We start from the raw sequence: 25,445 nt of genomic DNA on the forward strand, positions 1-25,445 counted from the left end.
GATTCCTCCGAAAATGTGGAACGAATAGGAAAGAGACGCGACGGTCAGCTGTCGTCGCGGGAGACGACGCGGCGGGCTATGCGCCATTCGCCGCCGGTGCGCACGACGCGGTCGTCGATGGTGGTGAACCGGACGAGCCTGGATTCGCCGCCACGAACGGTGGCCACGATCTGCAGATAAGCCCGCACACGAAGGACGTCCTCGTCGACGCGATAGGTGGCCAGGTTGGTGACGACGTGCCGATGCACTTCCCCTGCTGCCCGCGCGCCGGCGTGGAAACGCTCGGCGAAAGCCGCGAGGTCGTCGGTTCCTGCCACGGGGGCGGGGTAGCTGGGCGAGCAGAACTCACCGTCGGCGGTGAACGTCTCGGCCCACTCGCGCGCAGCGCCCTCGTCGATGAGGTGGCTCTGCCGCCCGTAGAGCTGGTGGATGTGGGCGAGAACCGCCGCGTCCACGTAGTCGGTCCGTGTCATGTCGTACGAAAACCATCCGTGTGTGCGATAATCGCACTTAGTGTGCGATTAACGGAAATACTAGGTGTTACAGTTCACAGACGTCAAGGGAGGTAACGGGGGTCATGACACAAATGCGGGATGCACCTGCACAAACGGGGGATCTGGATCTGCCGCGGATCGAGCCGGATGCCGGCATGTCCAAGACGCTCCACAACGGTCTCGAGATCCTGGAACTGCTCGCGCGGAACCCTCATGGTCTGTCAGTCAGCGAGATCGCCGAGAGCCTCGACGTACACCGCACGGTCGCCCACCGACTCGTCCGGACACTCGAGGCGCACCGACTGTGCCGCCGCGACGACCACAAGCGCATCTCGCTGGGCACCGGCCTGGTGACACTGGCCGAATCCGTCGAGCAGGACCTACGGACTCTGGCCCGGCCGATCCTCGAGGATCTCGCCGACGGCGTCGAGGCCACCGCCCACCTCGTCGTCCGCGAATCCGACACCGTGGTGCGCGCGATCATGGTGATCGAACCCCGGCGATCCGATGTCCACATCGCCTTCCGTCCGGGCCAGGTCCATCCGTTGGATCGAGGCTCGGCCGGTCTGGCGATCCTCGGATCCATGCCGCCACGCCCCGACGAGCGCCCGGAAGTGACCCGAGCGCGACAGACGGGCTATGCGGTCTCTGCCGGCGAGGTCGTATCGACCACTATCGGAATCTCGGCAGCAGTGCCGACCCGTCCCGGGGGTACGCAGGCGGCGATAGGTGTCTCGGTCTTCGACGCCACCGATGAAGCCCGACTCGCGGCGGCCGTGGTCTCTGCGGCGGCGGCTCTCGGCGAGTTGCTCCGGTGACCGATGGCATGGTGAGCGGGTCGGAGTGACAGATCACGCAGCCCGACTTCGCGTGCGTTCGAGCACTCGAGCCCTCCGACAGCACACACCTGTGTGCACAATCGACAGGTGAGTTCAAACCGATCGACCACCGATCCGCACCACGGCACCCTGCGCAGCCCCCGCTTCTGGCTCGCGCCCTTCGCTGTCGTCGCAGCGGTGATGAGTGCCCTGGCGTACTTCTATCTCGGCGCACTCCTCGATCCGAGCGAGAACCTGAGACAGTTCCCGATGGCCATCGTCAATCAGGACGTCGGCGATGTGCTGCCCGGATCGGACGAGCGACAGAACTTCGGCGACCAGATCACCGAGGGCATCCTCGACGGCATCGATCCCGAGGAGATCGATCTGCAACGGATGGGGATCTCGGCCGCCAACCAGGGTCTCGACGACGGCAGCCTGTACGGCGCGATCGTCATCCCCAGCGACTTCACCAAACGCATCTCGATCCTCGCGCAGGCCTCCGTCGTTCCCGGTGACATCGAGAAACCGATCATCACCCTGTACACGAACCCCCGGACGGGTGCGTTCGCGACAGGCATCGTCACGACGGTCGGCGACCGCGCACTGAGCCAGGTGAACGACACGGTCGGTCAGCAGCTCACCGAGACCGTCACCGCGACGCTCGCCGAGTCGGCACCCGACCTGCAATTGTCCGGCGCCTCCAGCCTCGTCCTGGCCCAACCGATCGATGCACTCACCGTCGAGCACAAGCCGCTGCCCGACGGGACGGGCGCAGGTCTGTCCGCCTTCTTCTACACCCTGCTGCTGATCCTGGCCGGCTTCACAGGCGCCACGATCATCAACGCGGTCGTCGACAGTGCCCTCGGTTTCGTGCCCACCGAATACGGCCCCCTCTACATCGCGCGGGAGACCACCCGGATGTCGCGCCTGCAGGTGCTGGCACTCAAGTGGGGCATCACGGTGGTCATGTCGTTGATCGTCTCGGCGTTGTATCTGTGGATCTCCACCGCACTCGGTATGCCGGCGCCGCGCGCGCTGCTGCTGTGGGAGTACGGGGCGCTCGCGATCTCGGCCGTGGGCATCACGTCCCTCGCGGTGATGTCGATCTTCGGCGCGGCGGGCCTGCTGGTGAATCTGATCGTGTTCATCGTGCTCGGCCTTCCGTCGTCCGGTGGCACCATTCCGATCGAGGCCACCCCGCGGATGTTCGAATGGTTGTCGACCTTCGAGCCGATGCACCAGATCTATCTCGCGGTGCGGTCCATCCTCTACTTCGACGGACGACCCGATGCCGGGCTCGGCCACGGCGTGACGATGACGATCGTCGGCGTCGTGTTCGGTCTCGTCGTCGGCGCCCTGGTGACGTGGATCTACGACCGCGTCGGTTTCCACCGGGCCGCGGACGCACCCGTGCGTCTGCCCTGGCGGCCGTCGCGACAGCACGTTCGGGATTCTGCGGTCGCGACCGACACGGTTCGTTCGAACGACAGCGTGGACACGCGCGAGGACGATCGTGACGATACGGGCGAATCCTCCGGCAGCTCCGAGCATGCGGGCGACAGCGACGGGCCCACGAACGAAATGGGGGACCCCGCCGCGCGTCGGGGGTAGCGGCGGAGTCCCTCCACTACCACGGTAGTGGCGGTTCTCGCGGGGATCGCTCTCGATACGGGTGAATTCGAGGGTGAATCGGGGGGTTACCGCGCGTCGGGTCTGTCGCCGTGATGGAGCACACTGTATGGGTGCGCACGGTCGTCATTCCTCATCCTGCGGACGGCCGGGGCCGTCGCGGTGCAAGCATCGTCGAGGTCGACGCATCCGGTGCGCCGCTCGGTCCGGTACGTGAGTACCCCGAATTCGCGGATGCCGTCGCAGCGATCGAAGCCGAATCGCGACCGCGCTGGGTGTGGACCTCGACGGCAACGGTCTATCCCGAGTTGCTCCGCGCCGGGGTGCGGGTGCAGCGCTGCCACGATCTCGCCACCACCGGCGCCATCCTCGCCGTGCGGGAAGGCCTGCCCCCACCCACTGCGGAGGAGCCGGTCGACGAGCGGCCCGGTCTCTTCGATGCGGCACCCGCGATCGACGTCGAGGCGGTGGTCGCGCAGTTCGCCGATCAGCGGCGCCGCATCTCCGGCGATGCTCGCCTCGAGTTGCTCACCGCCGCCGAATCGGCCGGCACGCTCGCAGCGGCCGAGATGGGTTTCGACGGGTTGCCGTTCTCGGCGCAGGCGCATCGTCGCCTCCTCGAGGACACCCTCGGGCCGCGCCCGACCGGCTACGACCTGCCGAGCCGCATCGCCGAGGTGGTCGAGGAGGTCAGCGCCGCCTTCGGCCGTCCCGTGAATCCGGCCTCGCACAGCGAGGTGCTCGAGGCGTTCCGCCGCGAGGGCATCACCGTCGAGTCGACCCGCAAGCACGTGCTGCAGCGGATCGACCATCCCGTGGTCCCGTTGTTGCTGCGGCACCGCGAGTTGTCGAAGCTGTACAGCACGAACGGCTGGCACTGGCTCGACACCTGGGTCCGCAACGACCGGTTCCGCCCGGTCTATGTTCCCGGCGCCGTCGTGTCGGGCCGGTGGGCGAGTCGCGGCGGTGGCGCCCTGCAGATCCCCAAGGCGCTGCGGTCGAGCGTGGTCGCCGATCCGGGCCGGTCGTTCGTCGTCGCCGACGCGGGCCAACTCGAACCGCGGATCCTGGCGGCGATGACGGGTGATCGGCGCATGGTGGCGGCCGCCGGTACGGACGATCTGTACGCCCCGGTTGCCGCTGCGTCCTTCGCCGGCGACCGCGCGAAGGCGAAGGTTGCGATCCTCGGCGTCCTTTACGGCGCGACGTCCGGCGACGCGCGTGCCCTGCTGACGGTGCTGCGACGCAGCTTCCCGACCGCTGTCGACTTCGTCGAACGTGCCGCACGGGCGGGTGAGCGTGGCGAGGTGGTGCATTCGTGGCTGGGCCGTGCGTGCCCGCCCGCTCCGGAGGGATTCCATTCGCACGGCGATGCGCATGCGCGGGGCCGGTTCACGCGAAACTTCGTCGTGCAGGCCACCGCGGCCGAGTGGGCGCTGTGCGTGCTCGCCGAACTGCGACGACGCCTGACCACCGATCCCGACCCGACTGCCGGCGATCTCGTGTTCTTCCAGCACGACGAGGTGGTGGTGCACACCGGCAATCCGGAACTCGCGTCGTCGCACATCACGGCCTCCGTCGAGGTGGCGACGCGCCTGATGTTCGGCGACACGCAGGTTCGTTTCCCGATGGACACCGCCGTGCGCAGCGTCTACGCCGAGGATGGGGGCGGCGAGTAGGTGGCATGCGTCCACAGGTGGGTGACGGCATAGGCGCGCCACGGCCGCCATTGTTCGGCGCGCTCGGCGGCTTCGCGTGCGCTCTCCACCTGCAGGGCTCGTCGGAGAACGAGATCGCCGGACGGATACGCGTCGCGGTCGCCGAGTCGTAGAGCGAGATAGTCGACGGTCCACGGTCCGATCCCGGGGAGCGCGAGAAGGTCTGCCGCGAACGAGGGTTGCTCCGGCGCCACCCCGTCGGCTGCGACCCGAGCCAGTTCGGAGACGGTGCGGGCACGTGACTGCGTCGTGCCGATGACGGCACGCAGGTCGCTCTGCTCCACCGTTGCGAGTCGGTGCGCCGTAGGGAAGCACCGCAACCCGCCGGGTGCGTCGTCGCCGAAGGCCGCGACGAGTCGTCCTGAGAATGTGCATGCCGCTGCGACACTCACCTGCTGCCCGAGCACCGTCGACACGGCGGTGGCGAACCAGTCGGTGGTGCCGACCACGCGCAGACCGGGATGGGTCTGCACGAGAGGCCCGAGCACGGGATCGAGCTCGAATGCCGCATCGACGACGGACGGGTCGACGTCGAGATCGAGCCACTCTCGGATCGTCTCGCCGACCTCCTCGACATCCACCCGACCTGCGGTCTCGACGTGAACCTCGAGCTGTCGCGCATCCCCGCGTCTCCCGCCGTCGGGTGTCGCCGGGTCGTCGAAGCGGACGGCGACATGCGCGGCGCCGCCGTTCGTGCGGATCGCGCGGTGATGGGTGCCGGTGGCGCTGTCGTGGTGTTCGTAGTCGGGGACGGTGTGGCTCCGCAGCGACGCGAGCATCGGCCCCACCGCAACGGGTTCGGCAACCGGGAGCCGCAGGGTGGTGATCATGCCACCGACTCGAGTTGCAGCAGTGCCCTCTTCGCCTCGACTCCCCCGACGTACTGCCCCATGCTGCCGTCGCTGCGCACCACCCGATGGCACGGCACCACCACGGGCAGCGGGTTCTTCGCGCACGCCGTACCGACCGCCCGCACCGCCCGCGGACTTCCGGCCGCGGCCGCGATCTCGGCATAGCTCGCCGTGCGCCCGTATTCGATCTCGGGCAGACGGGTGATCACCTCGCGCCGGAATCCGTCGGCGAGACGCAGATCGAGCGGAAGGTCGAAATGTGTCCTCGCACCGGCGAAGTACTCGTCGAGCTGCCGGACCACCGGGTCGAGTCGCCGCGGCGCGTCGAGCACGCGCGGGCTGATCCGGCGGGAGAGTTCGTCGAGCACGGCGTCGGATCCGTCGGCAACGTAGGCGACCCGCACGAGTCCGACGGTGGTGGTGGCCAGCAGGAGCGGACCGACGGGGGTGTCGACGACGCGGAACGCGACATCGAGCAAGCCGGCCGCCTCGGCGTCGAGTACGAGCTTCTCCCGCAACCACGCGAGATCGGCCGATCCGACCGAGGGTTGTGGAAAATTCATGAGCGACATCCTGTTCCGTTTTCGATCCGACGACGCAACGCAGCCCGACCGTCGGCCGCCGCGCGACGTGCCGCGGCCGGGCTGTTGCCGAGGATGGTGCCGATCTCCGCGTAGGGCAGGCCTCCGACGTAGTGGTAGACCAGCGCCGCGCGCTGCGTGAAGGGAAGCTCGGCGACCGCGCTCCACAGTTCGTCGTCGCCCTCACCGGGGATTCCCGTGGCCGACGCGGGTTCGGGAAGGTTCTCGGTGGGCACCGGCGTCCGCCCACGCACACGGTGGATGTCGACGGCCTTGCGGTGCGCGATGGTCACGAGCCACGCTTCGATGTTGCTGCCCGGTGGCAGGTCGGGATAGGCGCGCAACGCCGCGAGGAAGGTCTCGGACCAGGCGTCGTCGGCGTCGACGGCTCCGAGCAGTGCGCGGCAGACCCGGAGGACCGTCGCGCCGTGGCGGGCGACCACCTCCTCGAAAGGAGGCAGGCTCGCCCGCGGTAGGTGATCAGGCAGGGACATGGGTATCGCCGGCGACATCGGGCTCGGCGGAACTCAGCACCCGTGCCTCTTGGTCGAGCAGGAAGCGTTTGCGCTCGAGGCCACCGGCGTAACCGGTGAGCTTGCCGCTGCTACCGATGACGCGATGGCACGGGACGATGATGCAGAGCGGGTTACGGGCATTGGCCGCAGCGACTGCCCGTACCGCCGTGGGCCGGCCGAGGGAGAGAGCGATCTCCGAGTAAGTGCGCGTGGTGCCGTACTCGATCGTCATCAGCGCCTCCCACACCTCCCGTTGGAACGGGGTTCCGACGGGAGCGATAGGGACGGTGAACCGGGTACGGCGACCCGCGAAGTACTCGTCGAACTGGGTGATCACCTCGTCGAACCCCTCGGTGACCTGCTCGCCGAAACCGGTGCGGTCGGGCGCGGGGTGATGCTCGGCCATGTACACGCCGCTCAGGACGCCGTCGGTGTTCACCAACGTCAACTCGCCGATCGGTGTGTCGATGACGGTGTGGGTGCGCAATGCGGTCACGGCCTCGATCCTTCCATCCGGTGTGTGCTCTGTATCGGGTAGACGAACGGGACGCCGAAAATGTGAGGTCCGTGATCACGACGATCGGACGTACTGCACTATGACGACATGATCTCGCTGCCTGTGCCCGCGCTCGGACTCTCGGTCGCCGGTTCCATCGTCGACGTCACCCGGACCGTGCTCGGACGCACCCGCGAGACCGCCGAGTTCGCGCTGTCGCTCCCGACGCGGGTGGAAGGCCTGCTCAACGAGGCCGAATCTCTCATCGACTCGGTCGAATCGCTGATCCGCCGCATCGACAGCGTGGTCACCGACGCCACCGACATCGTCGAGGGAGCGTCGGTGGCCGTCGCGCAGGCCACGCAGGTGATCGCCTCGACCATCGGTGTGGTGGAGGAAGCCGCCGATGCGGTCACGCGCGCCACGGAGATCATCGACTCGACGGGCGGGGTCGTGCGCGACGCGACGGTGGTCGCGGCCGACGCGCGGATCGTCGTCGAGTCCGCCGGCCGCAGCTCCGACGCCGCCGGGGAACTGCTCGAGACCTACAAACCCCTCGCCGAACGTGCCGCTCCCCTCGCCACCCAGTTCGTCGAGGAGTTCTCACCAAAAGAACTGCGCGCCGCGATCAAGCTCATCGACCGGCTCCCCGAGATCACCGAGCGGGTCGACGCGGTCCTGCCCATCATGGCGACACTCGACACCGTCTCCCCCGAGATCCACGAACTGCTCCTCGTCGCCAAGGACGTCCGCCAGGCCATCGTGGGCGTGCCCGGGTTCAACTTCCTGCGCCGACGCGGCGAGGAGAAGGAAACCAACGGTGATGATTGACCGCACCGCGGTCGGTGATGATTGACCGCACCGCGGTCGGTGATGATTGACCGCCCCCGGACGGCTCTACTGATGGGCCGTGGAGAGGAACTGGTGCGTTGCCACGTCGACGATCTCGCCGGGCGAGATGGCGATCTCGTCGTTCAACCACGCGGTGACCAGTTCGGCCAGACCCCCGACGAACAGCAGTCCGTTGATCTCGCCCCGTTCGGGCGGCCACGCCCGGTCGCCGTACATGCGGGTCGCTTCGTCGGCGACCATCTGGGCGAAACTCCGTAGCGACGCTCGTCTGTGGGTGCGCAGGGGTTCGAAGCCGGCGGACTCGATGAGTGAGACCCGGCCCTTGCGCGGGTCGTCGGTGAGGATCGCGACGAACGACGCGATGGCGTTCCGCACGAGGTCTTCGAGTGTGCCCGTGCCGGTGCGGAGCGCGGCGAGCACGGCCTCGCGCACCTCGTCGGCGATCTTGTCGAGGACCTGCTGCAGCAGATCGTCCCTGCTGGTGAAATTCTCGTAGAAGTACCGCTCCGTCAGCTTGGCGTGGGCGCAAATGGCGGTCATGGTGGCGCCGCTCTTCCCCGAGGCCGCGAACAGTTCCAGTCCTGCTTCGAGCAGGGCTTCGCGCCGCAGCGCGACGCGCTGTTCGCCGCTCAGACCGGCATAGCGGCGGGACGCAGGGGAAGTCATAGGACCGATCTTGACAGACCGGATCGATGTGACGCAGACTACACCCCAATCTGACAGGGGATTCTGTCAGATATCCGCAGAACTGGAGGTTCGTCGTGACCCGGATCCTGGCGGCTCCCCCCGCCCACTCCCATCTGCGCCCGGTCCCGGGACGGTCGGGAATACCCGGTATCGGGCACGTCCTCGAATACATCCGCGATCCACTCGCGATGATGCAGAAGCACTGGGACCGCTACGGCGAGGTCTCCTGCTTCTCGGCGGCCGGCCGACGCTGGATCTCGGTCCTCGGACCCGACGCCTGCCAGGAGGTGCTGCAGAACAAGGACCGGGCCTTCGCCAACGGCGACGGCTGGTCGGCACTGATCGGGCCGTTCTTCCACGGCGGCCTCATGCTCCTCGACTCGGAGGAACATCTCCGACACCGCCGCATCATGCAGCAGACGTTCACCCGATCACGCCTCGAGAAGACCGTCGATGCCATGAATCCGTCGATCGCCCAGAAGCTCGACAAGTGGGTTCCCACCGACGGATTCCGCGCCTACACGGCACTGAAGACACTCACCCTCGACCTTGCCACCGACATCTTCATGGGCGGCGCCGAGGACTCCACACCGGCCGAGATCGAAGCGGTGAAGAAAGCATTCATCGACTGCGTGCAGGCGGCGACCTCGATCGTCCGGTATCCCGTCCCCGGCACCCGATGGAAGCGCGGACTCGACGGACGCCGGGTGCTCGAGGACTTCTTCCGGCACTATCTCCCGGCGCGACGCTCGCGCGAGACGGACGACCTCTTCTCCGTGCTGTGCCACATCGAATCCGAAGCGGGACAACGGTTCAGCGACGACGAGATCGTCGATCACATGATCTTCCTGCTGATGGCCGCGCACGACACGTCGACCATCACGATCTCCACGATGATGCAGTACCTCGGGCAATACCCGCAGTGGCAGGACCGGTGCCGGGCCGAGTCGCTCGCGCTGGGCACCGCCGCGCCGAGCCACGCCGATCTCGATGCGCTCGGCAGCCTCGACCTGGTGATGAAGGAATGCCTCCGGCTGGTCTCCCCGGTCCCGGTCCTCGCACGACGAGCCATGCACGACACCGAGGTTCGAGGACATTTCGTGCCTGCCGGCACGTATGCCTCCGTGGCACCGCACTTCACGCACCACATGGCGGAATACTGGCCGGAGCCAGAACGTTTCGATCCCGAACGCTTCGCGGACCATCGACGCGAGGACAAGGTCCACCGGTACGCGTGGGAGCCTTTCGGTGGGGGCGTACACAAGTGCCTCGGCATGCACTTCGCCGGGGTCGAGGTCAAGGCGATCGTCCACCAACTGCTGCTGCGCTTCGAGTGGCACGTCGACCCCGGCTACGTCGCCCCGCTCGACTTCACGTCGTTGCCGTTCCCGTCCGACGGGCAGCCGGTCGACCTGCGACTGCGGTCGACCGACCCCGACCGTCAGGCCGTGTAGAGAGTCAGGCCGTGCAGACAATCAGGCGGTGTAGAGACCCGCGCCCGCGCGGCTGAGCACGAGCTTGGGCACCACGGCCCGCGACGACAGCTTGAGCAGCGCGTCGACGATCTCGACGACGTCGTTCACCTCGATCATGGACTCGGCCGGGATCTTGTCCTTGATCCAGTCGGACATGTCGGTGTCGACGTAGGCGGGGGCGAGCGCCGACGCCGAGATTCCGTTGCCGGACTCCTCGGCGTTGAGGGTCTCCACCAGCGAGATCAACGCGGCCTTCGTCGCACCGTAGGCGGCGAGACCGGCCTCGGCGTAGACACCCGTGATCGACGAGAGCGCAACGATCTTCGATCCGCGGGCCGGATCGCTCTCCGCCTCGGTGCGCAGCAACGGCAGCGACGCCTGGATGAGCGCGAACGGGGCGTTGAGGTTCACGGCGACCGTCTTGTCGAACCGCCGGGCCGGGAACTCGGCGATCGGACCTGCCGTGCCGACACCGGCATTGAGGATCAGTGCCTTCATGGAACCGAACGCCTCGCGGTGCGTCTCCACGACGCGGGCGGTGGCTTCCGGATCGGCGAGATCGGCTGCAACGGCCCGTACCTCCTTGGCGCCCGCCTCCCGCAGTCGCTCGGCGACGCTCTCGAGGCGTTCCGCGCCGCGGGCGCTGATCGTCAGCGAATAGCCGCGTTCGGCGAGACGGGTTGCGATACCGAGGCCGATTCCCCTCGATGCTCCGGTCACGAGCGCGCTGGTCACGCGTGGGCTCCCTTCAGTGCTGCGAGTCCTGCTGCCACCAGGTCCGGCACGGCTTCACCGGCACGGTCGAAACCGTCGCCGACGGTCGCCCCGGCACGCCACCGATGGTTGATGCCCTCGGCGATGACGGCGAGTTTGAGGTAGGCCAGGCCCATGTAGAAGTTCCAGTTGGCGATGTCGCGACCCGACGCCGTGGCGTAGCGCTGCACCAGATCGTCCGCCGCAGGCAGGCGGTCGCTCGACCATGCCGCCGGGAAGCCCAGGATGTCGTCGAGCGCCGGATGCCGGTACACGCACATCATGGCGAGATCGGTGAGCGGGTCGCCGAGGGTGGACAGTTCCCAGTCCACCACGGCGACGACGCGTGCCGGGTCGTTCGGGTCCAGGATGGTGTTGTCGATGCGGTAGTCGCCGTGGACGATCGACGGCGCGGGCGACTCCGGGATCGATTCGGCGAGCGCGGCGTGCAGCCGTTCGAGATCCGGCAATTCGCGGGTCTTCACCCGGCCCCACTGGCTCGCCCACAGCTTCACCTGCCGGGTCACGTAGCCGTCCGGCCGGCCCAGTCCCCCGAGGCCGACGGTCTCGAAGTCGACGTTGTGCAGTTCGGCGATGATGCGCACGAGTTCACCGACGCAGCGGTCGATCTCGTCGTCGCCGAGCGCGTCGAGGTCGGTCTTGCTGCGCACCACACGTCCGTCGACGAACTCGACGACGGTGAACGGCGCACCCATCACCGAATCGTCCTCGCACTGGACGACGGTGGGCGCGACCGGCACACCGGTGCCCTTCAACGCCGAGGTGATGCGGAACTCGCGGGCGACGTCGTGCGCCGACGGGGTCAGACCCGTGGTCGGGGGTCGACGCAGCACCCAGTGGGACTTCTCGTCGCGCAACCCGTAGGTGAGATTGGACTTGCCGCCCGAGATGAGCTCCGCCCGGAGTTCACCGTGAACGGTCACACCGGAATCGGCGAGAAAACGCTCGAGAACGGCGAGGTCGAGTCCCTCGTGCACGGCGGTCATTTCGCGGTCTCGCGGGCTGCCTTGCGGACGGCGCCGACGGCACGCTTGGCGATGGCCCAGCGGTGCACCTCGGACGGGCCGTCGTACACGCGGAACGGCCGGACCTCGCGGGTGAGGCGTGCGATCGGAAGGTCTTCGGAGACACCGAGACCGCCGCACATCTGAGCGGAGCGGTCGACGATGCGGAAGATCGCCTCGGCGGCGAAGGTCTTGGCGATCGACGTGGCGTTCGACGCGTGCGAACCCTGGTCGAGTTCCCAGCACGCCTGCACGAGCAGCGCGCGGGTCGCGGCGATGTCGATCTCGTTGTCGGCGATCATCTTCTGGATCATGCCGAGATCGCCGAGGCGGGAGCCGAAGCCTTCACGCTCCGCGACGTAGCGGACGGCGGTGTCGTGACCGCGGCGGGCGGCGCCGAGCCAGCGCATCACGTGCGTCATGCGGGCAGGGCCGAGGCGCACCTGCGCGTAGGCGAAGCCCTGATCGACCTCGCCGAGCACGGCGGAGTCGGGGACGAACAGGTCCTCGAAGTCGACCTCGCAGTGACCGCCGATCATGGAGCGGTCGAGGGTGTTGATGTGGCGGCCGACCTTCAGGCCCGCGGTGTCGGCGGGGGCGAGGAACATCGTGGCGCCGCCGCGCTGGCCGGGTTCACCCGAGGTACGGGCCATGATGATGAAGAATCCGGCACCGTCGGCACCGGTGATGAAGTGCTTGCGGCCGTTGATCTTCCAGCCACCGGAGACCTTCTCGGCGCGCGTGTTCAGAGCGTTGGGATCGGCACCGGCACCGGGGGCGGGCTCGGTCATCGCGAAGGCCGAGCGCACGTCGCCGGCGGCGAGGGGCGCGAGGAACTGCTGCTTCTGCTCGTCGCTGGCGATGTGCGCGAGCATGTGCACGTTGCCCTCGTCGGGGGCGGCGATGTTGAGCGCGGTGGGGCCGAAGAGCGAGTAGCCCGCGGCCTCGAAGACCGGGGCGCGGTCGGACATGTTCAGGCCGTGGCCGCCGTATTCGACGGGCGCGTGCGGAGCGAAGACACCGGCAGCCTTGGCGGCCTTCTGCAGATCTGCCCGGATCGCGTCGCCACCGGCCGCGGTGATGTCGCCACCGTGGGCGTCCTCGACGGGAAGCACCTCGTCGCGGACGAACTGCTCGGTCCGCGCGATGAGGTCCCGGATGTGGTCCGAGTAGGACAGGTCGACCGCCATGCTGAACTCCTTCCGTACCGACCGATCGATCGCTCGGTCGAGTTCACGGTGGCATATCCCCGCCATCGGGTCAAGCCCGGAAGGGGTGCTCGGCTACTTCGCTCCGACCGCGTTCCGCGCGACCTGCAGGTAGCGGTGCACGATCTCGTCGGGCGACAGCGAGCCGTCCGGCCGGTACCAGCTCGCCACCGCGACGCACATCGTCGTCACCGCGCGACTGGCGTCCATCGGGAAGGGCGTGGAGAAGGTGCCGTCGGCGACTCCGGCCTCGACAATCTCGTCGATCATGCGCTGCTGCTCGTCGCGCAGGGCGACGAACGCGCGACGGGCCTCGGGTTCCATGCTGCGCATCTCGGTCGACGCCACGAACGCCTGGTCGCGGCGGAACATGTGGAAGCGCAGCAGCGACTCGACGACGGCGTCGAACTTCTCGGAAGGGGTGGGTCCGGCTTCATCGATCGCCTGCCGGCTGCGGGCGAGCAGGTCGTGCAGCACGGTGGTCGTGAGCGAGACCAGCAGCGCCTGCTTCGACGGGTAGTGGTGGTACAGCCCCGGCACCGACAGACCGGACCGCGACGCGACCTCGCGGATGGACGTGCCGTCGTAGCCGCGTTCGGCGAACGCCTCGAGCGCAGCGGCGAGCGGCTTGGGCAGGTCGGTCGGGCCGTAGTCCCGCCAAGAGCCGACGTCGCCGGAAACCGAATCCTCACGCGTGTCCATGCTCAACACCGTAAGGGACGGTTCCGGCGGCGCCGGCGCTCGCCGGATCAGTAGCCGCTCGCAGGATCAGTAATCGTCCTCGCCGTAGAGGACGAGGCCGCGGAGGTTCTTGCCGGCATGCATGTCGGCGTAGCCCTCGTTGATGTCCTCGAGCCTGTACGTCTTGGTGACGAGGTTGTCGAGGTCGAGCTGCCCGTTGCGGTACAGCTCGAGCAGCTTCGGGATCTGCGAGCGCGGGCCGATGCCGCCGAAGATGGCCCCCTGCAAGCGCTTCTGCAGCAGCGTCAGTTCGAACAGGCTCATCGTCACCTGCGAGTCGGTGGCGTGGCCCATGCCGACGACCACGATCTGGCCACCCTTGGCGGTGAGACCGAGTGCGGGGCCGATGATGTCGCCGGTGATCTCACCGACGGTGATGACGGTGACGTTGGCCATCTGGCCCCAGGTGATCTCACCGATCACCGGTGCGGCCTCCTCGATCGACGCGAAGACGTGCGTCGCGCCGAACTCCTTGGCCTTCTGCCGCTTGAACTCGACCGGGTCGATCGCGACGACGAACCGCGCCCCGGCGTGTGCCGCACCCTGGACGGAGTTGATGCCGACACCGCCGACACCGATGACGACCACGGTGTCGCCGAGCTTGGTGCCGCCGATCTCGGTGGCCGAACCCCAGCCGGTCGCGACACCGCATCCGAGCAGTGCCGCCTTCTCGAGCGGGATGTCCTTCTCGATCTTGATGACCGACGCCTCGTTGACCGTGACGTACGGCGCGAACGTGCCGAGCAGGCACATCTGCAGCACCGGGTCGCCGTTCAGCGTCGCGCGGTAGGTCTTGTCGGAGATCGCCTGGCCGGTGAGCAGACCGGCGCCCTCGTCGCAGATGTTCTGCATGCCCTTGGCGCAAGCCCGACAGCGGCCGCAGGCGGGGATGAACGCGAGGACGACGTGGTCGCCCTCCTCGAGACCCCGTACTCCCGGGCCCACCTTGGTGACCACGCCCGCGCCCTCGTGACCACCGAGGACCGGGAAGGACGGAAGCGGTGTCGCCCCCGAGCGCAGATGCTCGTCGGAATGGCACAGACCCGAGGCCGCGAGGCGGATCTGCACCTCACCTGCGACGGGATCGCCGAGATCGATCTCCTCGATCTCCCACGGCTGGTTGATTCCCTTGACGACTGCTGCCTTCGTCTTCACCCGAGCCTCCTGAACCGAAAGTGTGTGTGACGTGCGTCACGGCATTCAAGCACTTATCGGACGTTAGAGCAACGGGTTCGAACGTCTTCCGGAGCGCGCAGTTACCCGCTACATTGAGTAACAGACAACTTCTCGTGAAGGGCTCCAGCCATGATTCACGTCCGCCACAGCGCCGTCGCAGACATCCCTGTCGACCTCGCGTTCTCCTACGTCGACGACTACCGGAACGTCCCGGACTGGATGTTCGGGGTGGCCCGCTTCCAACCCGTGGGCGAACAGGTCTCCGGCCTCGGTGCCGTCTACGACTCGACCATGCGGATCGGCCCCAAGGATCTCGACTCGCGCGTGGAAGTAGTCGAATGGGAACGCAATCGCGTGATCGTCCTCGACTCGATCGCAGGATTCCGCGCCGCGTCGTCGTGGACCTTCACGGACCTCGGCGACGCGACGCGGCTCGACGTCGACTTCGGCTACCGGCTGCCCGGCGGGATCGCCGGCCGCACACTCGGCATGCTCATCGAACCCATTGTGGGAACGGCGATCCGGCAGACCGAGCACGCGTTGCGCACGCGGCTCGGTCAGCTCGTCTAGAACCGGACTCAGAAGTTGCCGCGCGCGGCCTGCTCCCGCTCGATCGCCTCGAACAGCGCCTTGAAGTTGCCCTTGCCGAAGCCGAGCGAGCCGTGGCGCTCGATCAGCTCGAAGAACACGGTCGGGCGGTCGCCGACGGGCTTGGTGAAGATCTGCAGCAGGTAGCCGTCCTCGTCGCGGTCGACCAGGATGCCCCGCTTCTTCAGCTCCTCGATCGGCACCCGGACCTCACCGATACGGGCGCGCAGCTCCGGATCATCGTAGTACGCATCGGGAGTCGCGAGGAACTCGACGCCCTCCTCGCGCAACCGGTCGACCGCGGTGAGGATGTCGTTGGTGGCCAGCGCGAGATGCTGGGCGCCCGGTCCGCGGTAGAAGTCGAGGTACTCGTCGATCTGCGAACGCTTCTTCGCGATGGCGGGCTCGTTGAGCGGGAACTTCACGCGGTGGTTGCCGTTGCACACCACCTTGCTCATGAGCGCCGAGTAGTCGGTCGCGATGTCGTCGCCGATGAACTCCGCCATGTTCGTGAAACCCATGACGCGGTTGTAGAAGTCGACCCACTCGTCCATGCGTCCGAGTTCGACGTTGCCGACGACGTGGTCGAGCGCCTGGAAGATGCGCTTGGGCGCACCCTCGCGCTTGCGGTAGGTCGAGGTGCGCTCGACGTAGCCGGGCAGGTACGGGCCGTTGTAGCGCGACCGGTCGACGAGCGTGTGCCGCGTGTCGCCGTAGGTCGCGATGGCGCCGATGCGGACGGTGCCGTTCTCGTCGCTGATCTCGTAGGGCTCCTCGAGGACGGTTGCCCCCTGCTTCCGGGCGTGCTCGATGCACTTGTCGACATCCGGGACCTGGAGGGCGATGTCGACGACGCCGTCACCGTGGAGGCGGTGGTGCTCGATCAGCGGGCTGTCCGGATCCACCGCACCCTTGATCACGAATCGCACGGCGCCGCTGCGCAGTACGTAGGCGTGATGGTCGCGGTTGCCGGTGGTGGGTCCCGAGTAGGCGATGAGTTCCATGCCGTAGGCGGACTGGTAGTAGTGCGCCGTCTGCGTGGCGTTTCCGACCACCCACACCACGGCGTCCCAGCCGCTGACGGGGAAGGGGTCCCGTTCGCTGTCGTACTCCACGAGACCGACCAGGCGCCGGAGCTCCTCGGCGTCGAGCTGAGCGAGTCGTTCGCTGTCGGTCAGGGTGTATTCCAGAGTCATCGCTGCAACCTCCTGCCGCTCACTGCGGCACAGTCGTTGTGTCGTGTGTCACCAGGAGAAACCCACCCGTCGGTGCGACGCAACGTCGCCTTCGGCAACTGGTCCGACTGACTGGAATCCGCCGGAATCCGCACACCCACCTATACAATCGGACTAGTTTTCGGCGCTCGATGGGAAGGAACCGCGATGCGCGAGCCCGTGCAGCTGGACGAATTGGATTTCGCTCTCCTCGAGGCCTTGCACGCCGACCCGAAGATCGGCGCGCTCGAATTGTCCCGCCGGTTGAAGGTCGCGCGTGCCACCGTCTCGGCCCGCCTGCGGCGCCTCGAGGAGACCGGGGTGATCGCGGGCTACGAACCCCGGATCAACCTCGCCGCAGCAGGTTTCGACGTGCAGGCGTTCGTGACGATGGAGATCGTGCAGGGCGCGCTCGAAGACGTCACCGAAGTCCTCGAGCGCATCCCCGGTGTGCTCGAGGCGTTCGCCACCACCGGCGCGGGCGACGTGCTGTGCCGAATCGGGGCCGAATCGCATCTCGGTCTCCAGCAGACCCTCATCGAGCTGAACCGCTCTTCGATCGTCGCGCGGTCCACGAGTGTGATGGTGCTGTCGGAAGTGGTGCACTACCGGGCGATGCCGCTGCTTCGCACCCTCGAGCCCGAACGATCCGCGAAGGCACCGGCCTACCGCCGCTGAACCGATCACGTTCACAATCCGTTTCCGACTAGCCGGATTGCCTAGAAAAAAGCGCTACGGGCATCCGGACCCTCCGCACGCTGCACAGTTCGACGAGCCACAGTTGCGCAGCATTTGTTACTGCCGTCACAGTCTTTCGCCATGAAGAACCTGCTGACGCGATTCGAAGAAAAAGCCCCCGAGATCGTCTTCGAGTGGCACGACACCGAGACCACTGCCCGGGGCTGGGTCGTCATCAACTCGCTGCGGGGTGGCGCGGCCGGCGGCGGCACCCGCATGCGCCGCGGCCTCGACCGGCGCGAGGTCGAGTCGCTGGCGAAGACCATGGAGATCAAGTTCACCGTCTCCGGACCCGCGATCGGCGGTGCCAAGTCCGGCATCGATTTCGATCCGTCCGACCCCCGCAAGGAGGGCGTGTTGCGCCGCTGGTTCGCGGCCGTCACTCCCCTGCTGCGCGCCTACTACGGCACCGGCGGCGACCTCAACGTCGACGAGATGCACGAGGTCGTTCCGCTCACCGAGGCCAACGGCCTGTGGCACCCGCAGGAAGGTGTCGTCAACGGACACTTCGGCAAGGACGAGCGCCAGCGCATCCAGCGGGTGGGTCAGCTGCGGCTCGGCGTCGCGAAAGTCGTCGAGGACGCGCGGTTCACTCCCGCCACCAGCACGAAATACACTGTCGCCGATTTGATCACCGGCTACGGCGTCGCCGAGTCGGTCCGCCACCACCAGCTCGTCTACCGGGGCACCGACCTCGCCGGCAAGCGCGTCGTGGTGCAGGGCTGGGGCAACGTCGGCGCTGCCGCTGCCTACTATCTCGCCCAGGCCGGCGCCTCGATCGTGGGCATCATCGACCGCGACGGCGGCATCCTCGCACCCGAGGGTCTCTCCTTCGACGAGGTCCGCACCCTGTTGCTCGAGCGCGACGGCAACGCCCTGCGCAGCGACCGCATGATCCCCTTCGACGAGGTGAACGCCCGCATCTGGGATCTCGGAGCCGAGATCTTCCTGCCCTGTGCCGCGAGCCGCCTCGTCACCCGCGAGCAGGTCGACCGCATGGTCGCCGCGGGACTCGAGTCGATCGCCTCCGGCGCCAACGTCCCGTTCGCCGACGACGAGATCTTCTACGGCCCCACCTACGAGCACGCCGACAAATCCGTCTCCGTGATCCCCGACTTCATCGCCAACTGCGGCATGGCCCGGGCCTTCGCCCAGCTCATGGAGGGCGACGTGGAGGTCTCCGACGCCGCGATCTTCGGCGATGTGTCCACCACCATCGAGACGGCGTTGCGCCGCTGCCACGACCGGTCGACCGAGCCCACCGGACTCGCCGCGACGGCCTTCGAGATCGCACTGGACCAGCTGGTCCCGGCCGGGGAGCGCATCGATGACTGACACCCTGGCGACGACGACCGGCGCCCATGGCACCGCCGGGACGACGACCGGCGCCCAGAACACCGCCGGGACGACGACCGGCGCCCAGAACACCGCCGGTCTGCATCGCGCCATGCGGCCCCGCCAGCTCGTCATGATGAGCCTCGGCGGCGCCATCGGGGCCGGCCTGTTCGTCGGGTCGGGGGCGGGTATCGCCGTCGCCGGCCCCGCGATCCTGATCTCGTTCCTGGTGGCGGCCGTTCTCGTCGTGTTCGTGATGCGCATGATGGGCGAGATGGCTGCGGCCAACCCCGCCAGCGGTGCGTTCTCCGAGCACACCGAGAACGCGCTCGGTCCCGTCGCGGGGCGCACCATCGGCTGGTTGTACTGGGTGCAGGTGATCATCGTGATCGCCGCGGAGGCCACCGGTGCCGCCGCGATCACCGCAGTGGCACTGCCCGGCATCCCCCAGTGGGCATCCGCGCTGTTCTACATGGTCGTGTTGACGGGCGTGAACCTCGTCGGCGTGCGCCGCTTCGGCGAGGTCGAATTCTGGTTCGCCGCAATCAAGATCGTCGCGATCCTAGGCTTCCTCGTGATCGGTGTCGCGATGATCGCCGGGTGGATGCCCACCTTCGAGACGACCGGCTTCTCCAACCTCACTGCGCACGGCGGGTTCGCTCCCACCGGCATCGCCGGTATCGCCGCCGGCCTGCTCATCGTGGTCTTCGCTTTCGGTGGCACCGAGATCATCGCGATTGCCGCCGCGGAGACCGCCGATCCCCGGCGCAACGTGGGCCGCGCGGTGCGCACCCTGGTGTGGCGCATCCTCGTGTTCTACATCGGGTCGGTACTCGTGATGGTGACGATCCTGCCGTGGACCTCCGAGGATCTCGCGACCGGTCCGTTCGTCGCCGTGCTGCAGGCCGGGGCCGTCCCGGGCGCTGCCGCGGTGATGACCGTGATCGTCGTGGTCGCACTGCTCTCGTCGCTCAATGCGATGCTGTTCAGCGCTTCCCGGATGATCTTCTCGCTGTCGCACCGCGGATCGGCGCACCCTGTCTTCGGGCGACTGTCGTCCAACGGCGTTCCCCGTAATGCGGTGCTCGCCTCGGTGGCCTTCGGCTTCGTCACGGTCGGACTGAACTATCTCTACCCCGACCGGGTGCTGCCGCTGCTGCTCAACGCCGTCGGCTCCACGATCCTGGTGCTGTGGACGTTCGTTGCGGTCTCGCACCTCGTGCTCCGTCGTCGCGCACGCCGCAACGGCACCGAGGATGCACTGCCACTGAAGATGTGGGGCTTTCCGTACCTGTCGTACGCGACGCTCGGTCTGCTCGCCGGCATCGCGGTGCTCGCCCTGTTCGACACCGCCGCCCGCACGCAGCTGCTCGCGACCGGCGCGTTGACCGCAGCGATCGCCGGTACCTGCACGGTGCTGGCACGGCGACGCGCTGCGGCCGGGACGGCTCGGGTCGAGACGGCTCAGGAGCGCCAACCGTAGGGACGCGTGATTATCTCCATGAAGTGACCGGCGGGGTCGAGGAAGTAGGTTCCTCGACCCCCGTCGTTTCTGTTGATGCCGTGCGCCGACTGCCGGGGGTCGGCCCAGTGTTCGATCTTCTGCTCGAGGATCCGGGCGTAGATCTCGTCGAACTCCTCCTCCGACACCAGGAATGCGTAGTGCTGCGGCGGATACTCCACGTCCGGTGGCGGTTCGGCGAAATCGAGGGTGACGCCGTTGGCGAGTTCGACGGCGAGGAAGTGCCCGGCGGGCACCGGGTCGGGCAATCCGAACAGGGTGGTGAGGAAGTAGGCCGAATGCTGCTTGTCGTCGGCCGCGACGATGGTGTGGTTGAACGCAATACTCAAGGAGAACTCCTTGTGGTCCCACGCCTCCATGCCTGACGCAGTCCGTCATCGACACGCGACGCTGCGTCCAGAGATACCTTCCGTGCCCGAGGGATGCAAGCGATGAATTTTCCACGATCCCCGGGTCGGTACTCGGCGACAACCTTCGGAAGGGGACAACGATGAAGCTCACTGTGACGACCTTCGTATCGGCCGATGGTGTGGCCCAGGGACCGGGCGGTCCCGACGAGGACCGCAGCGACGGCTTCGAACGCGGCGGTTGGGTGATGCCGCTGTTCGACGAGGACACCGGCAAGTTCATCGACGAGGTGTTCTCGAAGGTCGATGCGTTCCTGCTGGGCCGGAACACCTACGACGTCTTCGCTGCGTCGTGGCCGAACTCGACCGATCCCGACGACCCGGTCGCCCGTGCACTCAACACCCTCCCGAAATACGTCGCCTCCACGACGCTCACCGACCCGAAGTGGCAGAACACGACCGTCCTCGAGGGCGACGTGCCCACCGCGGTCGCGGAACTGAAGAAGCAGCCGGGACGGGAACTGCAGGTGCACGGCAGCATCCGTCTCGTCCACACGCTCTTCGAACACGATCTCGTCGACGAGTACCGCCTCATCACGTTCCCGGTCGTCCTCGGTCAGGGGCGGCGACTGTTCCCCGTCGGGGGTCGCGACACGAAGTTCGATCTCGTCGAATCGCGCACCACCTCGTCCGGTGTCCTCATCACCGTGTACCGGCCGGCCGGGCGACCCGAGTACGGACTCGCCGAAGTCGAGTGACCCCGACAACGAGGGGCGCGGTCAGGAGTCCTGGCCGCGCCCCTCGCGTTGCGCAGCCTCGTACCCCGTGGTCAGCCAGTAGACCGTGCGATCGATCGTCGGCATGATTTCGGCGATCCCGATCTGCCCCTCGATGCACCGGCCGACGAGGCCGAAGACGACACTCGACAGGATCGATTTCGACTCCTCGACGAAGACCGGATCCACATCCTCCAGAACGGCCATGCCGACGGGAATCACCTCGTCGAAACCTCGCGTGTGCAGCCCTTCCCAACCGGGTGCCGTTCTCACCCTGAAGTAGGCGAGGAGCATCGCGGGGTTCTTCTCCCACGGTTCGAAGATGGCGCGGATGACGCGCATCATCGCCGGATGCAGGCGCTCACCCGGCGCACGCGGCTGCTCGACGAGGCCGGCGTGGTTCTCCTTCATCCAGTGCTCGATGGCGGCGAGGATCAGTTCCTCGCGTGTCGCGAACCGTTTGTAGACGGTGGACAGCGACATGCGCGTCCGGCGCGCGACCTCGCGCAGCTGGACGGCGTCGTAGCCACCTTCCTCCAGGAGTTCGATCACGGTCTCGAGCAGGCGTGATCGCGCCTCGTCCGCTTCGTTCGGGATAGCGATACCACTCATTCCGAAAACATCCTTGCCGTCAAGCGGTAACCGCGTTATCGTTACCCAGGTAACACGGTTACACCCTACCCCGGTGGCGAACACCCAGCCCGGCCACACCGCCACCGTTCGAGCCCACATCCCATTTCTGGAGCGCCGATGACGGGATCACCGAAGCGTCTGCACATCGACCGGGACCTGTGCGAAGCCCACGCGTTGTGCATCGAGATCGCACCCGAGATCTTCGACCTTTCCGACGACGACATCGCAACCTGCGACGAGAACACTCCGGAAAGCCTATGGCCCAAGGCATATTCCGCTGCCACCGCCTGTCCTCGGCAGGCCATCGGCATCGTCGAGAACCTCCCCTCCTCCCCGAAAGGTCAGTGATCCGATGACCGATCTCGCATCCTCCGACTACTTCACCGACGGAGAGATCGCCCAGAGTCCGTTCGAGTACTTCGACCACATGCGCAGTCGCAACCCGGTGTACCGGGAACCCCACTACGGGGTCGTGGTCGTCACCGGCTATCAGGAGGTGGTCGAAGGATTCAAGAACAGCGAGGGACTGTCGGCCGTCAACTCGATCGGAGGTCCGTTCCCGCCGTTGCCCTTCGAACCCGAAGGCGACGACATCACCGAACAGATCGAGGCCCACCGTCACCAGTTCCCGATCTTCGAGCACATGGTGACGATGGACCCACCCGACCACACGCGCGCCCGGTCGCTGCTCGGACGACTCCTCACCCCGAAACGACTGAAGGAGAACGAGGAGTACCTCTGGGGACTGGCCGACGACGTCATCGACGAATTCATCGGCGAGGGCCGATGCGAGTTCCTCGGCGATTACGCAAAACCCTTTGCCACCATGGCGATCACCGACCTGCTCGGCGTGCCGGAAGAGGATCGCGAGGAGTTCCGGTGGGTACTCGGCGCAGGTGAACGGCCCGGCACGCGGGTCGGCGCACTCGATCACGAACCCGTCGGGATCAACCCCCTCGAATTCCTCGACGGACGTTTCGAGAAGTATCTCGCCGACCGGCGTCGCGAACCCCGCAACGACATCCTCAGCGGTCTGGCCGCAGCGACCTATCCGGACGGCTCGATACCCGAACTCCTCGAGGTCGTCCGACCTGCAACGTTCCTGTTCGCCGCCGGCCAGGAGACGGTGACGAAACTCCTCAGTTCGTCGCTGCGGGTCCTATGCGAACGTCCCGAGTACCAGAAGATCCTGCGCGAGGACCGCAGTCTCATCAAACCGTTCATGGAGGAATCGCTGCGCTTCGACAGCCCCACGAAGGTGGACTTCCGCCTGGCGCGCAAGTCCACGACCATCGGCGACGTCGAGGTGCCGGCCGGGACCGTCGTGATGCTGAGCCTCGCCGCTGCGAACCGTGATCCGCGTAAGTTCGATGATCCCAACGAGTTCCGGCTCGATCGGAAGAACTCGCACGATCACATCGCATTCGGCCGCGGTCTGCACACCTGCGCCGGTGCACCGCTCGCACGCATCGAAGGGCACGTCACCCTCAACCGCCTGCTCGATCGGATGGAGGACATCCGCCTCAGCGAGCAGGCACACGGCCCGGAGAACGACCGCGTGTTCGCCTACGAACCCACCTTCCTCCTTCGTGGGCTCGTCGATCTGCATATCGAGTTCACCCGCAGCACGCAGTAACCCGGCAATCCCATGGCTCTGCATCGCCCGACTGGACGGTGCACGAAGTGAGAGGTGTTCAATGGCAGGAAGAGTCGAAGGCAAGGTCGCGTTCATCACCGGAGCCGCACGCGGACAGGGGCGCAGTCACGCCATCCGGCTGGCACAGGAGGGTGCCGACATCATCGCACTCGACATCTGCGGCCCGATCCGGGAGAACGCGCAGATCGAACCGTCCACCCCGGAAGACATGGCCGAAACCGTCGAAGCCGTCAAGAGTCTCAACCGACGGATCGTCACGGCCGAAGTCGACGTCCGCGACTTCGACGCGGTGAAGGCCGCCGTCGACAACGGCGTCGAACAACTGGGCCGTCTCGACATCATCGTCGCCAACGCCGGCATCGGCACCGGTGGCGCGATGCTGCACGAGACGGACGAGTTCGACTGGCAGGAGATGCTCGACATCAACCTGTCCGGCGTGTGGAAGTCGATCAAGGCCGGAGTGCCGCACATCATTGCGGGCGGGAACGGTGGATCGATCGTCCTGACGAGCTCGGTCGGAGGATTGAAGGCATACCCCACCATGGGGCCGTACATCTCCGCGAAGCACGGGATGGTCGGCATGATGCGCACCTTCGCCGTCGAACTGGGGCAGCACTCCATCCGGGTCAACACCGTGCACCCCACCAACGTGAACACACCGATGTTCATGAACGAGGGTGCCATGAAGATGTTCCGTCCCGACCTCGAGAACCCGGGTCCGGAGGACATGAAGGCGGCTACGCAGTTCATGCACGTCCTGCCCGTGGGGTGGGTGGAACCGGAAGACATCAGTAATGCCGTCCTGTTCCTGGCATCCGACGAGTCCCGTTACGTCACCGGACTCACGCTCACGGTTGACGCCGGTAGTACGCTCAAGTGATCGGGCAAGTGGCCGAGCGGGTTCTGTCGGGGAATCCGCTCGGCCACTCCGTTATTCCTCGTCGGGTACGAAAATGTCCTCGATGCGACGCCCGAACAGGCGCGCAATGCGGAACGCGAGGGGAAGGGACGGGTCGAATCGTCCCTTCTCGATCGAGATTATCGTCTGCCGCGAGACGCCGAGTTCGTCGGCGAGCCTCTGCTGCGACCATCCGTTCTCCGCGCGCAGGCCCGCGAGCGAGTTGTGCACCCTCAGCCCTTCCGACGCTGCACGGCGTAGCGCACACCGAACGACGCGAAGGCCACGAGAACGACCGCCATCAGCGCGTGCAGACCCTCGACCTCGATCGGAGCGAACGCCAGAGCGGTGCATCCCAGGCCCGTGACGAGAAGAATGTCGGTGAATGCGCCCGAGGCGGCTTTCTCGTACCAGGACGCCTCGACCGAATCCTCCGGCCGGTCCGTTGCACCTTCGAGAGTCGACCGATCCACGAGGAGCACCCATGCCAGACCGACCAGCGGAGACACTGTCGCCAACGCCACGGCGATGCCCGAGACGACAGGATGTTCCGGCACCAGTTCGAGTAGTGCGCCCACCACTCCGAGTGCCACCGCCGCCACCATGCCGAGGACGATGGCCGGCGGTACGGCGGCGATCCACCGTGTGCCCACTCGAACCTTGCCCCATTTGCTCCGCGCCACCGCCGATCCGGCACCCCCGCTGTCCATCATCG

At 67.0% G+C, this 25,445-nt stretch carries 29 protein-coding genes; 13 read left to right on the plus strand and 16 right to left on the minus strand.

What is annotated here, in order from left to right; all coding sequences use genetic code 11:
- Positions 1–44: 44 nt before the first annotated feature.
- The gene (locus LPH33_RS23345) at positions 45–473 is read right to left on the minus strand and encodes a nuclear transport factor 2 family protein (protein WP_229566279.1); all 429 of its coding nucleotides are present in this window, start codon (positions 471–473) and stop codon (positions 45–47) included.
- Between the two features lie 176 nt (positions 474–649).
- Between LPH33_RS23345 and LPH33_RS23350 the strand changes: the two genes are divergently transcribed.
- The 3 genes from LPH33_RS23350 to LPH33_RS23360 all read left to right on the plus strand — a co-directional run bounded on the left by LPH33_RS23350 (position 650) and on the right by LPH33_RS23360 (position 4,623).
- The gene (locus LPH33_RS23350) at positions 650–1,312 is read left to right on the plus strand and encodes an IclR family transcriptional regulator (protein ID WP_189637522.1); all 663 of its coding nucleotides are present in this window, start codon (positions 650–652) and stop codon (positions 1,310–1,312) included.
- 108 nt (positions 1,313–1,420) lie between these two features.
- Positions 1,421–2,926 (plus strand): YhgE/Pip domain-containing protein, encoded by a 1,506-nt coding sequence (locus LPH33_RS23355; RefSeq protein WP_229566280.1) that lies wholly within the window; start codon positions 1,421–1,423, stop codon positions 2,924–2,926.
- Positions 2,927–3,057: 131 nt separating this feature from the next.
- Positions 3,058–4,623, plus strand: coding sequence for a bifunctional 3'-5' exonuclease/DNA polymerase (locus tag LPH33_RS23360; protein ID WP_229566282.1), 1,566 nt, complete (start codon positions 3,058–3,060; stop codon positions 4,621–4,623).
- Here LPH33_RS23360 and LPH33_RS23365 read toward each other — a convergent pair.
- From LPH33_RS23365 to LPH33_RS23380, 4 genes are read right to left on the minus strand one after another with little or no spacing between them, the layout of a single operon-like run.
- Positions 4,596–5,492 (minus strand): DNA-3-methyladenine glycosylase family protein, encoded by an 897-nt coding sequence (locus LPH33_RS23365; RefSeq protein ID WP_229566283.1) that lies wholly within the window; start codon positions 5,490–5,492, stop codon positions 4,596–4,598. The two genes, LPH33_RS23360 and LPH33_RS23365, sit on opposite strands and share 28 nt — an antisense overlap.
- Positions 5,489–6,085, minus strand: coding sequence for a methylated-DNA--[protein]-cysteine S-methyltransferase (locus LPH33_RS23370; protein WP_229566285.1), 597 nt, complete (start codon positions 6,083–6,085; stop codon positions 5,489–5,491). The genes LPH33_RS23365 and LPH33_RS23370 overlap by 4 nt, the downstream gene beginning before the upstream one ends.
- On the minus strand, positions 6,073–6,588 hold the full coding sequence (locus tag LPH33_RS23375) for an RNA polymerase sigma factor (RefSeq protein WP_229566286.1): 516 nt from the start codon (positions 6,586–6,588) through the stop codon (positions 6,073–6,075). The genes LPH33_RS23370 and LPH33_RS23375 overlap by 13 nt, the downstream gene beginning before the upstream one ends.
- On the minus strand, positions 6,575–7,105 hold the full coding sequence (locus tag LPH33_RS23380) for a methylated-DNA--[protein]-cysteine S-methyltransferase (protein WP_229566288.1): 531 nt from the start codon (positions 7,103–7,105) through the stop codon (positions 6,575–6,577). Before LPH33_RS23380 ends, LPH33_RS23375 begins: the two co-directional genes overlap by 14 nt.
- Positions 7,106–7,213: 108 nt before the next feature.
- Between LPH33_RS23380 and LPH33_RS23385 the strand changes: the two genes are divergently transcribed.
- The gene (locus tag LPH33_RS23385; RefSeq protein ID WP_193902774.1) at positions 7,214–7,936 is read left to right on the plus strand and encodes a ribulose 1,5-bisphosphate carboxylase large subunit; all 723 of its coding nucleotides are present in this window, start codon (positions 7,214–7,216) and stop codon (positions 7,934–7,936) included.
- A gap of 66 nt (positions 7,937–8,002) precedes the next feature.
- On the opposite strand, the gene LPH33_RS23390 is transcribed toward LPH33_RS23385, so the two are convergent.
- Positions 8,003–8,623: a TetR/AcrR family transcriptional regulator gene (locus LPH33_RS23390; protein ID WP_229566290.1), complete on the minus strand. Its 621-nt coding sequence runs from the start codon at positions 8,621–8,623 to the stop codon at positions 8,003–8,005.
- A 95-nt stretch (positions 8,624–8,718) separates the two neighbouring features.
- Between LPH33_RS23390 and LPH33_RS23395 the strand changes: the two genes are divergently transcribed.
- Entirely contained in the window at positions 8,719–10,098 is a 1,380-nt protein-coding gene (locus LPH33_RS23395; RefSeq protein WP_229566291.1) for a cytochrome P450, read from the plus strand.
- A 21-nt stretch (positions 10,099–10,119) separates the two neighbouring features.
- On the opposite strand, the gene LPH33_RS23400 is transcribed toward LPH33_RS23395, so the two are convergent.
- From LPH33_RS23400 to LPH33_RS23420, 5 genes are all read right to left on the minus strand, one after another.
- Entirely contained in the window at positions 10,120–10,854 is a 735-nt protein-coding gene (locus tag LPH33_RS23400; RefSeq protein ID WP_229566293.1) for an SDR family NAD(P)-dependent oxidoreductase, read from the minus strand.
- On the minus strand, positions 10,851–11,879 hold the full coding sequence (locus LPH33_RS23405; RefSeq protein ID WP_229566294.1) for a phosphotransferase family protein: 1,029 nt from the start codon (positions 11,877–11,879) through the stop codon (positions 10,851–10,853). The genes LPH33_RS23400 and LPH33_RS23405 overlap by 4 nt, the downstream gene beginning before the upstream one ends.
- Positions 11,876–13,087: an acyl-CoA dehydrogenase family protein gene (locus tag LPH33_RS23410; RefSeq protein WP_229566296.1), complete on the minus strand. Its 1,212-nt coding sequence runs from the start codon at positions 13,085–13,087 to the stop codon at positions 11,876–11,878. The genes LPH33_RS23405 and LPH33_RS23410 overlap by 4 nt, the downstream gene beginning before the upstream one ends.
- Positions 13,088–13,180: 93 nt before the next feature.
- Positions 13,181–13,807, minus strand: coding sequence for a TetR/AcrR family transcriptional regulator (locus tag LPH33_RS23415; RefSeq protein WP_060652697.1), 627 nt, complete (start codon positions 13,805–13,807; stop codon positions 13,181–13,183).
- A gap of 66 nt (positions 13,808–13,873) precedes the next feature.
- On the minus strand, positions 13,874–15,001 hold the full coding sequence (locus LPH33_RS23420; RefSeq protein WP_229566298.1) for an NDMA-dependent alcohol dehydrogenase: 1,128 nt from the start codon (positions 14,999–15,001) through the stop codon (positions 13,874–13,876).
- 150 nt (positions 15,002–15,151) lie between these two features.
- On the opposite strand from LPH33_RS23420, the gene LPH33_RS23425 reads away from it, so the two are divergent.
- Positions 15,152–15,592, plus strand: coding sequence for an SRPBCC family protein (locus tag LPH33_RS23425; protein ID WP_059382785.1), 441 nt, complete (start codon positions 15,152–15,154; stop codon positions 15,590–15,592).
- Positions 15,593–15,600: 8 nt separating this feature from the next.
- Here the strand turns inward: LPH33_RS23425 and hppD are convergent, their stop codons facing one another.
- On the minus strand, positions 15,601–16,806 hold the full coding sequence (gene hppD, locus LPH33_RS23430; protein WP_229566300.1) for a 4-hydroxyphenylpyruvate dioxygenase: 1,206 nt from the start codon (positions 16,804–16,806) through the stop codon (positions 15,601–15,603).
- A gap of 186 nt (positions 16,807–16,992) precedes the next feature.
- Here hppD and LPH33_RS23435 point away from each other — a divergent pair, with 186 nt between their 5' ends.
- The 3 genes from LPH33_RS23435 to LPH33_RS23445 all read left to right on the plus strand — a co-directional run bounded on the left by LPH33_RS23435 (position 16,993) and on the right by LPH33_RS23445 (position 20,380).
- A complete protein-coding gene (locus LPH33_RS23435; RefSeq protein ID WP_229566301.1) occupies positions 16,993–17,502 on the plus strand; it encodes an Lrp/AsnC family transcriptional regulator in 510 nt (169 codons plus the stop codon).
- A 141-nt stretch (positions 17,503–17,643) separates the two neighbouring features.
- Complete coding sequence (locus LPH33_RS23440; RefSeq protein WP_060652694.1) at positions 17,644–18,897, plus strand: Glu/Leu/Phe/Val dehydrogenase dimerization domain-containing protein; 1,254 nt, start codon at positions 17,644–17,646, stop codon at positions 18,895–18,897.
- On the plus strand, positions 18,890–20,380 hold the full coding sequence (locus LPH33_RS23445) for an amino acid permease (protein ID WP_420714464.1): 1,491 nt from the start codon (positions 18,890–18,892) through the stop codon (positions 20,378–20,380). Before LPH33_RS23440 ends, LPH33_RS23445 begins: the two co-directional genes overlap by 8 nt.
- Here the strand turns inward: LPH33_RS23445 and LPH33_RS23450 are convergent.
- Positions 20,362–20,778, minus strand: coding sequence for a VOC family protein (locus LPH33_RS23450; RefSeq protein WP_060652693.1), 417 nt, complete (start codon positions 20,776–20,778; stop codon positions 20,362–20,364). The two genes, LPH33_RS23445 and LPH33_RS23450, sit on opposite strands and share 19 nt — an antisense overlap.
- A 131-nt stretch (positions 20,779–20,909) precedes the next feature.
- Here LPH33_RS23450 and LPH33_RS23455 point away from each other — a divergent pair, with 131 nt between their 5' ends.
- Positions 20,910–21,524 carry a dihydrofolate reductase family protein gene (locus tag LPH33_RS23455; RefSeq protein WP_229566303.1) on the plus strand — a complete coding sequence of 205 codons (615 nt, stop codon included), beginning with the start codon at positions 20,910–20,912 and terminating at the stop codon, positions 21,522–21,524.
- Positions 21,525–21,545: 21 nt separating this feature from the next.
- Here the strand turns inward: LPH33_RS23455 and LPH33_RS23460 are convergent, their stop codons facing one another.
- A complete protein-coding gene (locus tag LPH33_RS23460) occupies positions 21,546–22,154 on the minus strand; it encodes a TetR family transcriptional regulator (protein WP_229566304.1) in 609 nt (202 codons plus the stop codon).
- 138 nt (positions 22,155–22,292) lie between these two features.
- Here LPH33_RS23460 and LPH33_RS23465 point away from each other — a divergent pair, with 138 nt between their 5' ends.
- From LPH33_RS23465 to LPH33_RS23475, 3 genes are all read left to right on the plus strand, one after another.
- Positions 22,293–22,523, plus strand: coding sequence for a ferredoxin (locus LPH33_RS23465; protein ID WP_229566306.1), 231 nt, complete (start codon positions 22,293–22,295; stop codon positions 22,521–22,523).
- 4 nt (positions 22,524–22,527) lie between these two features.
- Positions 22,528–23,811 carry a cytochrome P450 gene (locus LPH33_RS23470; protein WP_060652689.1) on the plus strand — a complete coding sequence of 428 codons (1,284 nt, stop codon included), beginning with the start codon at positions 22,528–22,530 and terminating at the stop codon, positions 23,809–23,811.
- Between the two features lie 61 nt (positions 23,812–23,872).
- Positions 23,873–24,712 (plus strand): mycofactocin-coupled SDR family oxidoreductase, encoded by an 840-nt coding sequence (locus LPH33_RS23475; protein ID WP_060652688.1) that lies wholly within the window; start codon positions 23,873–23,875, stop codon positions 24,710–24,712.
- Positions 24,713–24,763: 51 nt separating this feature from the next.
- Here the strand turns inward: LPH33_RS23475 and LPH33_RS23480 are convergent, their stop codons facing one another.
- Complete coding sequence (locus tag LPH33_RS23480; protein WP_229566308.1) at positions 24,764–24,961, minus strand: helix-turn-helix transcriptional regulator; 198 nt, start codon at positions 24,959–24,961, stop codon at positions 24,764–24,766.
- Positions 24,962–24,963: 2 nt separating this feature from the next.
- A complete protein-coding gene (locus tag LPH33_RS23485; RefSeq protein ID WP_229566310.1) occupies positions 24,964–25,443 on the minus strand; it encodes a hypothetical protein in 480 nt (159 codons plus the stop codon).
- Between the last annotated feature and the right edge of the window lie 2 nt (positions 25,444–25,445).

It is taken from the genome of Rhodococcus sp. RDE2 (assembly GCF_020885655.1).
Taxonomy (GTDB): domain Bacteria; phylum Actinomycetota; class Actinomycetes; order Mycobacteriales; family Mycobacteriaceae; genus Rhodococcus; species Rhodococcus pyridinivorans.

Excerpts from the sequence above, each read along its gene's own strand:
- LPH33_RS23455 (WP_229566303.1), top strand. The coding sequence starts at position 20,910 with ATGAAGCTCACTGTGACGACCTTCGTATCGGCCGATGGTGTGGCCCAG.
- LPH33_RS23470 (WP_060652689.1), top strand. The coding sequence starts at position 22,528 with ATGACCGATCTCGCATCCTCCGACTACTTCACCGACGGAGAGATCGCC.
- LPH33_RS23460 (WP_229566304.1), bottom strand. The coding sequence starts at position 22,154 with ATGAGTGGTATCGCTATCCCGAACGAAGCGGACGAGGCGCGATCACGC.
- LPH33_RS23465 (WP_229566306.1), top strand. The coding sequence starts at position 22,293 with ATGACGGGATCACCGAAGCGTCTGCACATCGACCGGGACCTGTGCGAA.
- LPH33_RS23475 (WP_060652688.1), top strand. The coding sequence starts at position 23,873 with ATGGCAGGAAGAGTCGAAGGCAAGGTCGCGTTCATCACCGGAGCCGCA.
- LPH33_RS23390 (WP_229566290.1), bottom strand. The coding sequence starts at position 8,623 with ATGACTTCCCCTGCGTCCCGCCGCTATGCCGGTCTGAGCGGCGAACAG.
- LPH33_RS23345 (WP_229566279.1), bottom strand. The coding sequence starts at position 473 with ATGACACGGACCGACTACGTGGACGCGGCGGTTCTCGCCCACATCCAC.
- LPH33_RS23350 (WP_189637522.1), top strand. The coding sequence starts at position 650 with ATGTCCAAGACGCTCCACAACGGTCTCGAGATCCTGGAACTGCTCGCG.
- LPH33_RS23365 (WP_229566283.1), bottom strand. The coding sequence starts at position 5,492 with ATGATCACCACCCTGCGGCTCCCGGTTGCCGAACCCGTTGCGGTGGGG.
- LPH33_RS23425 (WP_059382785.1), top strand. The coding sequence starts at position 15,152 with ATGATTCACGTCCGCCACAGCGCCGTCGCAGACATCCCTGTCGACCTC.
- LPH33_RS23485 (WP_229566310.1), bottom strand. The coding sequence starts at position 25,443 with ATGATGGACAGCGGGGGTGCCGGATCGGCGGTGGCGCGGAGCAAATGG.
- LPH33_RS23385 (WP_193902774.1), top strand. The coding sequence starts at position 7,214 with ATGATCTCGCTGCCTGTGCCCGCGCTCGGACTCTCGGTCGCCGGTTCC.
- LPH33_RS23410 (WP_229566296.1), bottom strand. The coding sequence starts at position 13,087 with ATGGCGGTCGACCTGTCCTACTCGGACCACATCCGGGACCTCATCGCG.
- LPH33_RS23370 (WP_229566285.1), bottom strand. The coding sequence starts at position 6,085 with ATGTCGCTCATGAATTTTCCACAACCCTCGGTCGGATCGGCCGATCTC.
- LPH33_RS23445 (WP_420714464.1), top strand. The coding sequence starts at position 18,890 with ATGACTGACACCCTGGCGACGACGACCGGCGCCCATGGCACCGCCGGG.
- LPH33_RS23440 (WP_060652694.1), top strand. The coding sequence starts at position 17,644 with ATGAAGAACCTGCTGACGCGATTCGAAGAAAAAGCCCCCGAGATCGTC.
- LPH33_RS23450 (WP_060652693.1), bottom strand. The coding sequence starts at position 20,778 with ATGGAGGCGTGGGACCACAAGGAGTTCTCCTTGAGTATTGCGTTCAAC.
- LPH33_RS23435 (WP_229566301.1), top strand. The coding sequence starts at position 16,993 with ATGCGCGAGCCCGTGCAGCTGGACGAATTGGATTTCGCTCTCCTCGAG.
- LPH33_RS23375 (WP_229566286.1), bottom strand. The coding sequence starts at position 6,588 with ATGTCCCTGCCTGATCACCTACCGCGGGCGAGCCTGCCTCCTTTCGAG.
- LPH33_RS23415 (WP_060652697.1), bottom strand. The coding sequence starts at position 13,807 with ATGGACACGCGTGAGGATTCGGTTTCCGGCGACGTCGGCTCTTGGCGG.
- LPH33_RS23405 (WP_229566294.1), bottom strand. The coding sequence starts at position 11,879 with ATGACCGCCGTGCACGAGGGACTCGACCTCGCCGTTCTCGAGCGTTTT.
- hppD (WP_229566300.1), bottom strand. The coding sequence starts at position 16,806 with ATGACTCTGGAATACACCCTGACCGACAGCGAACGACTCGCTCAGCTC.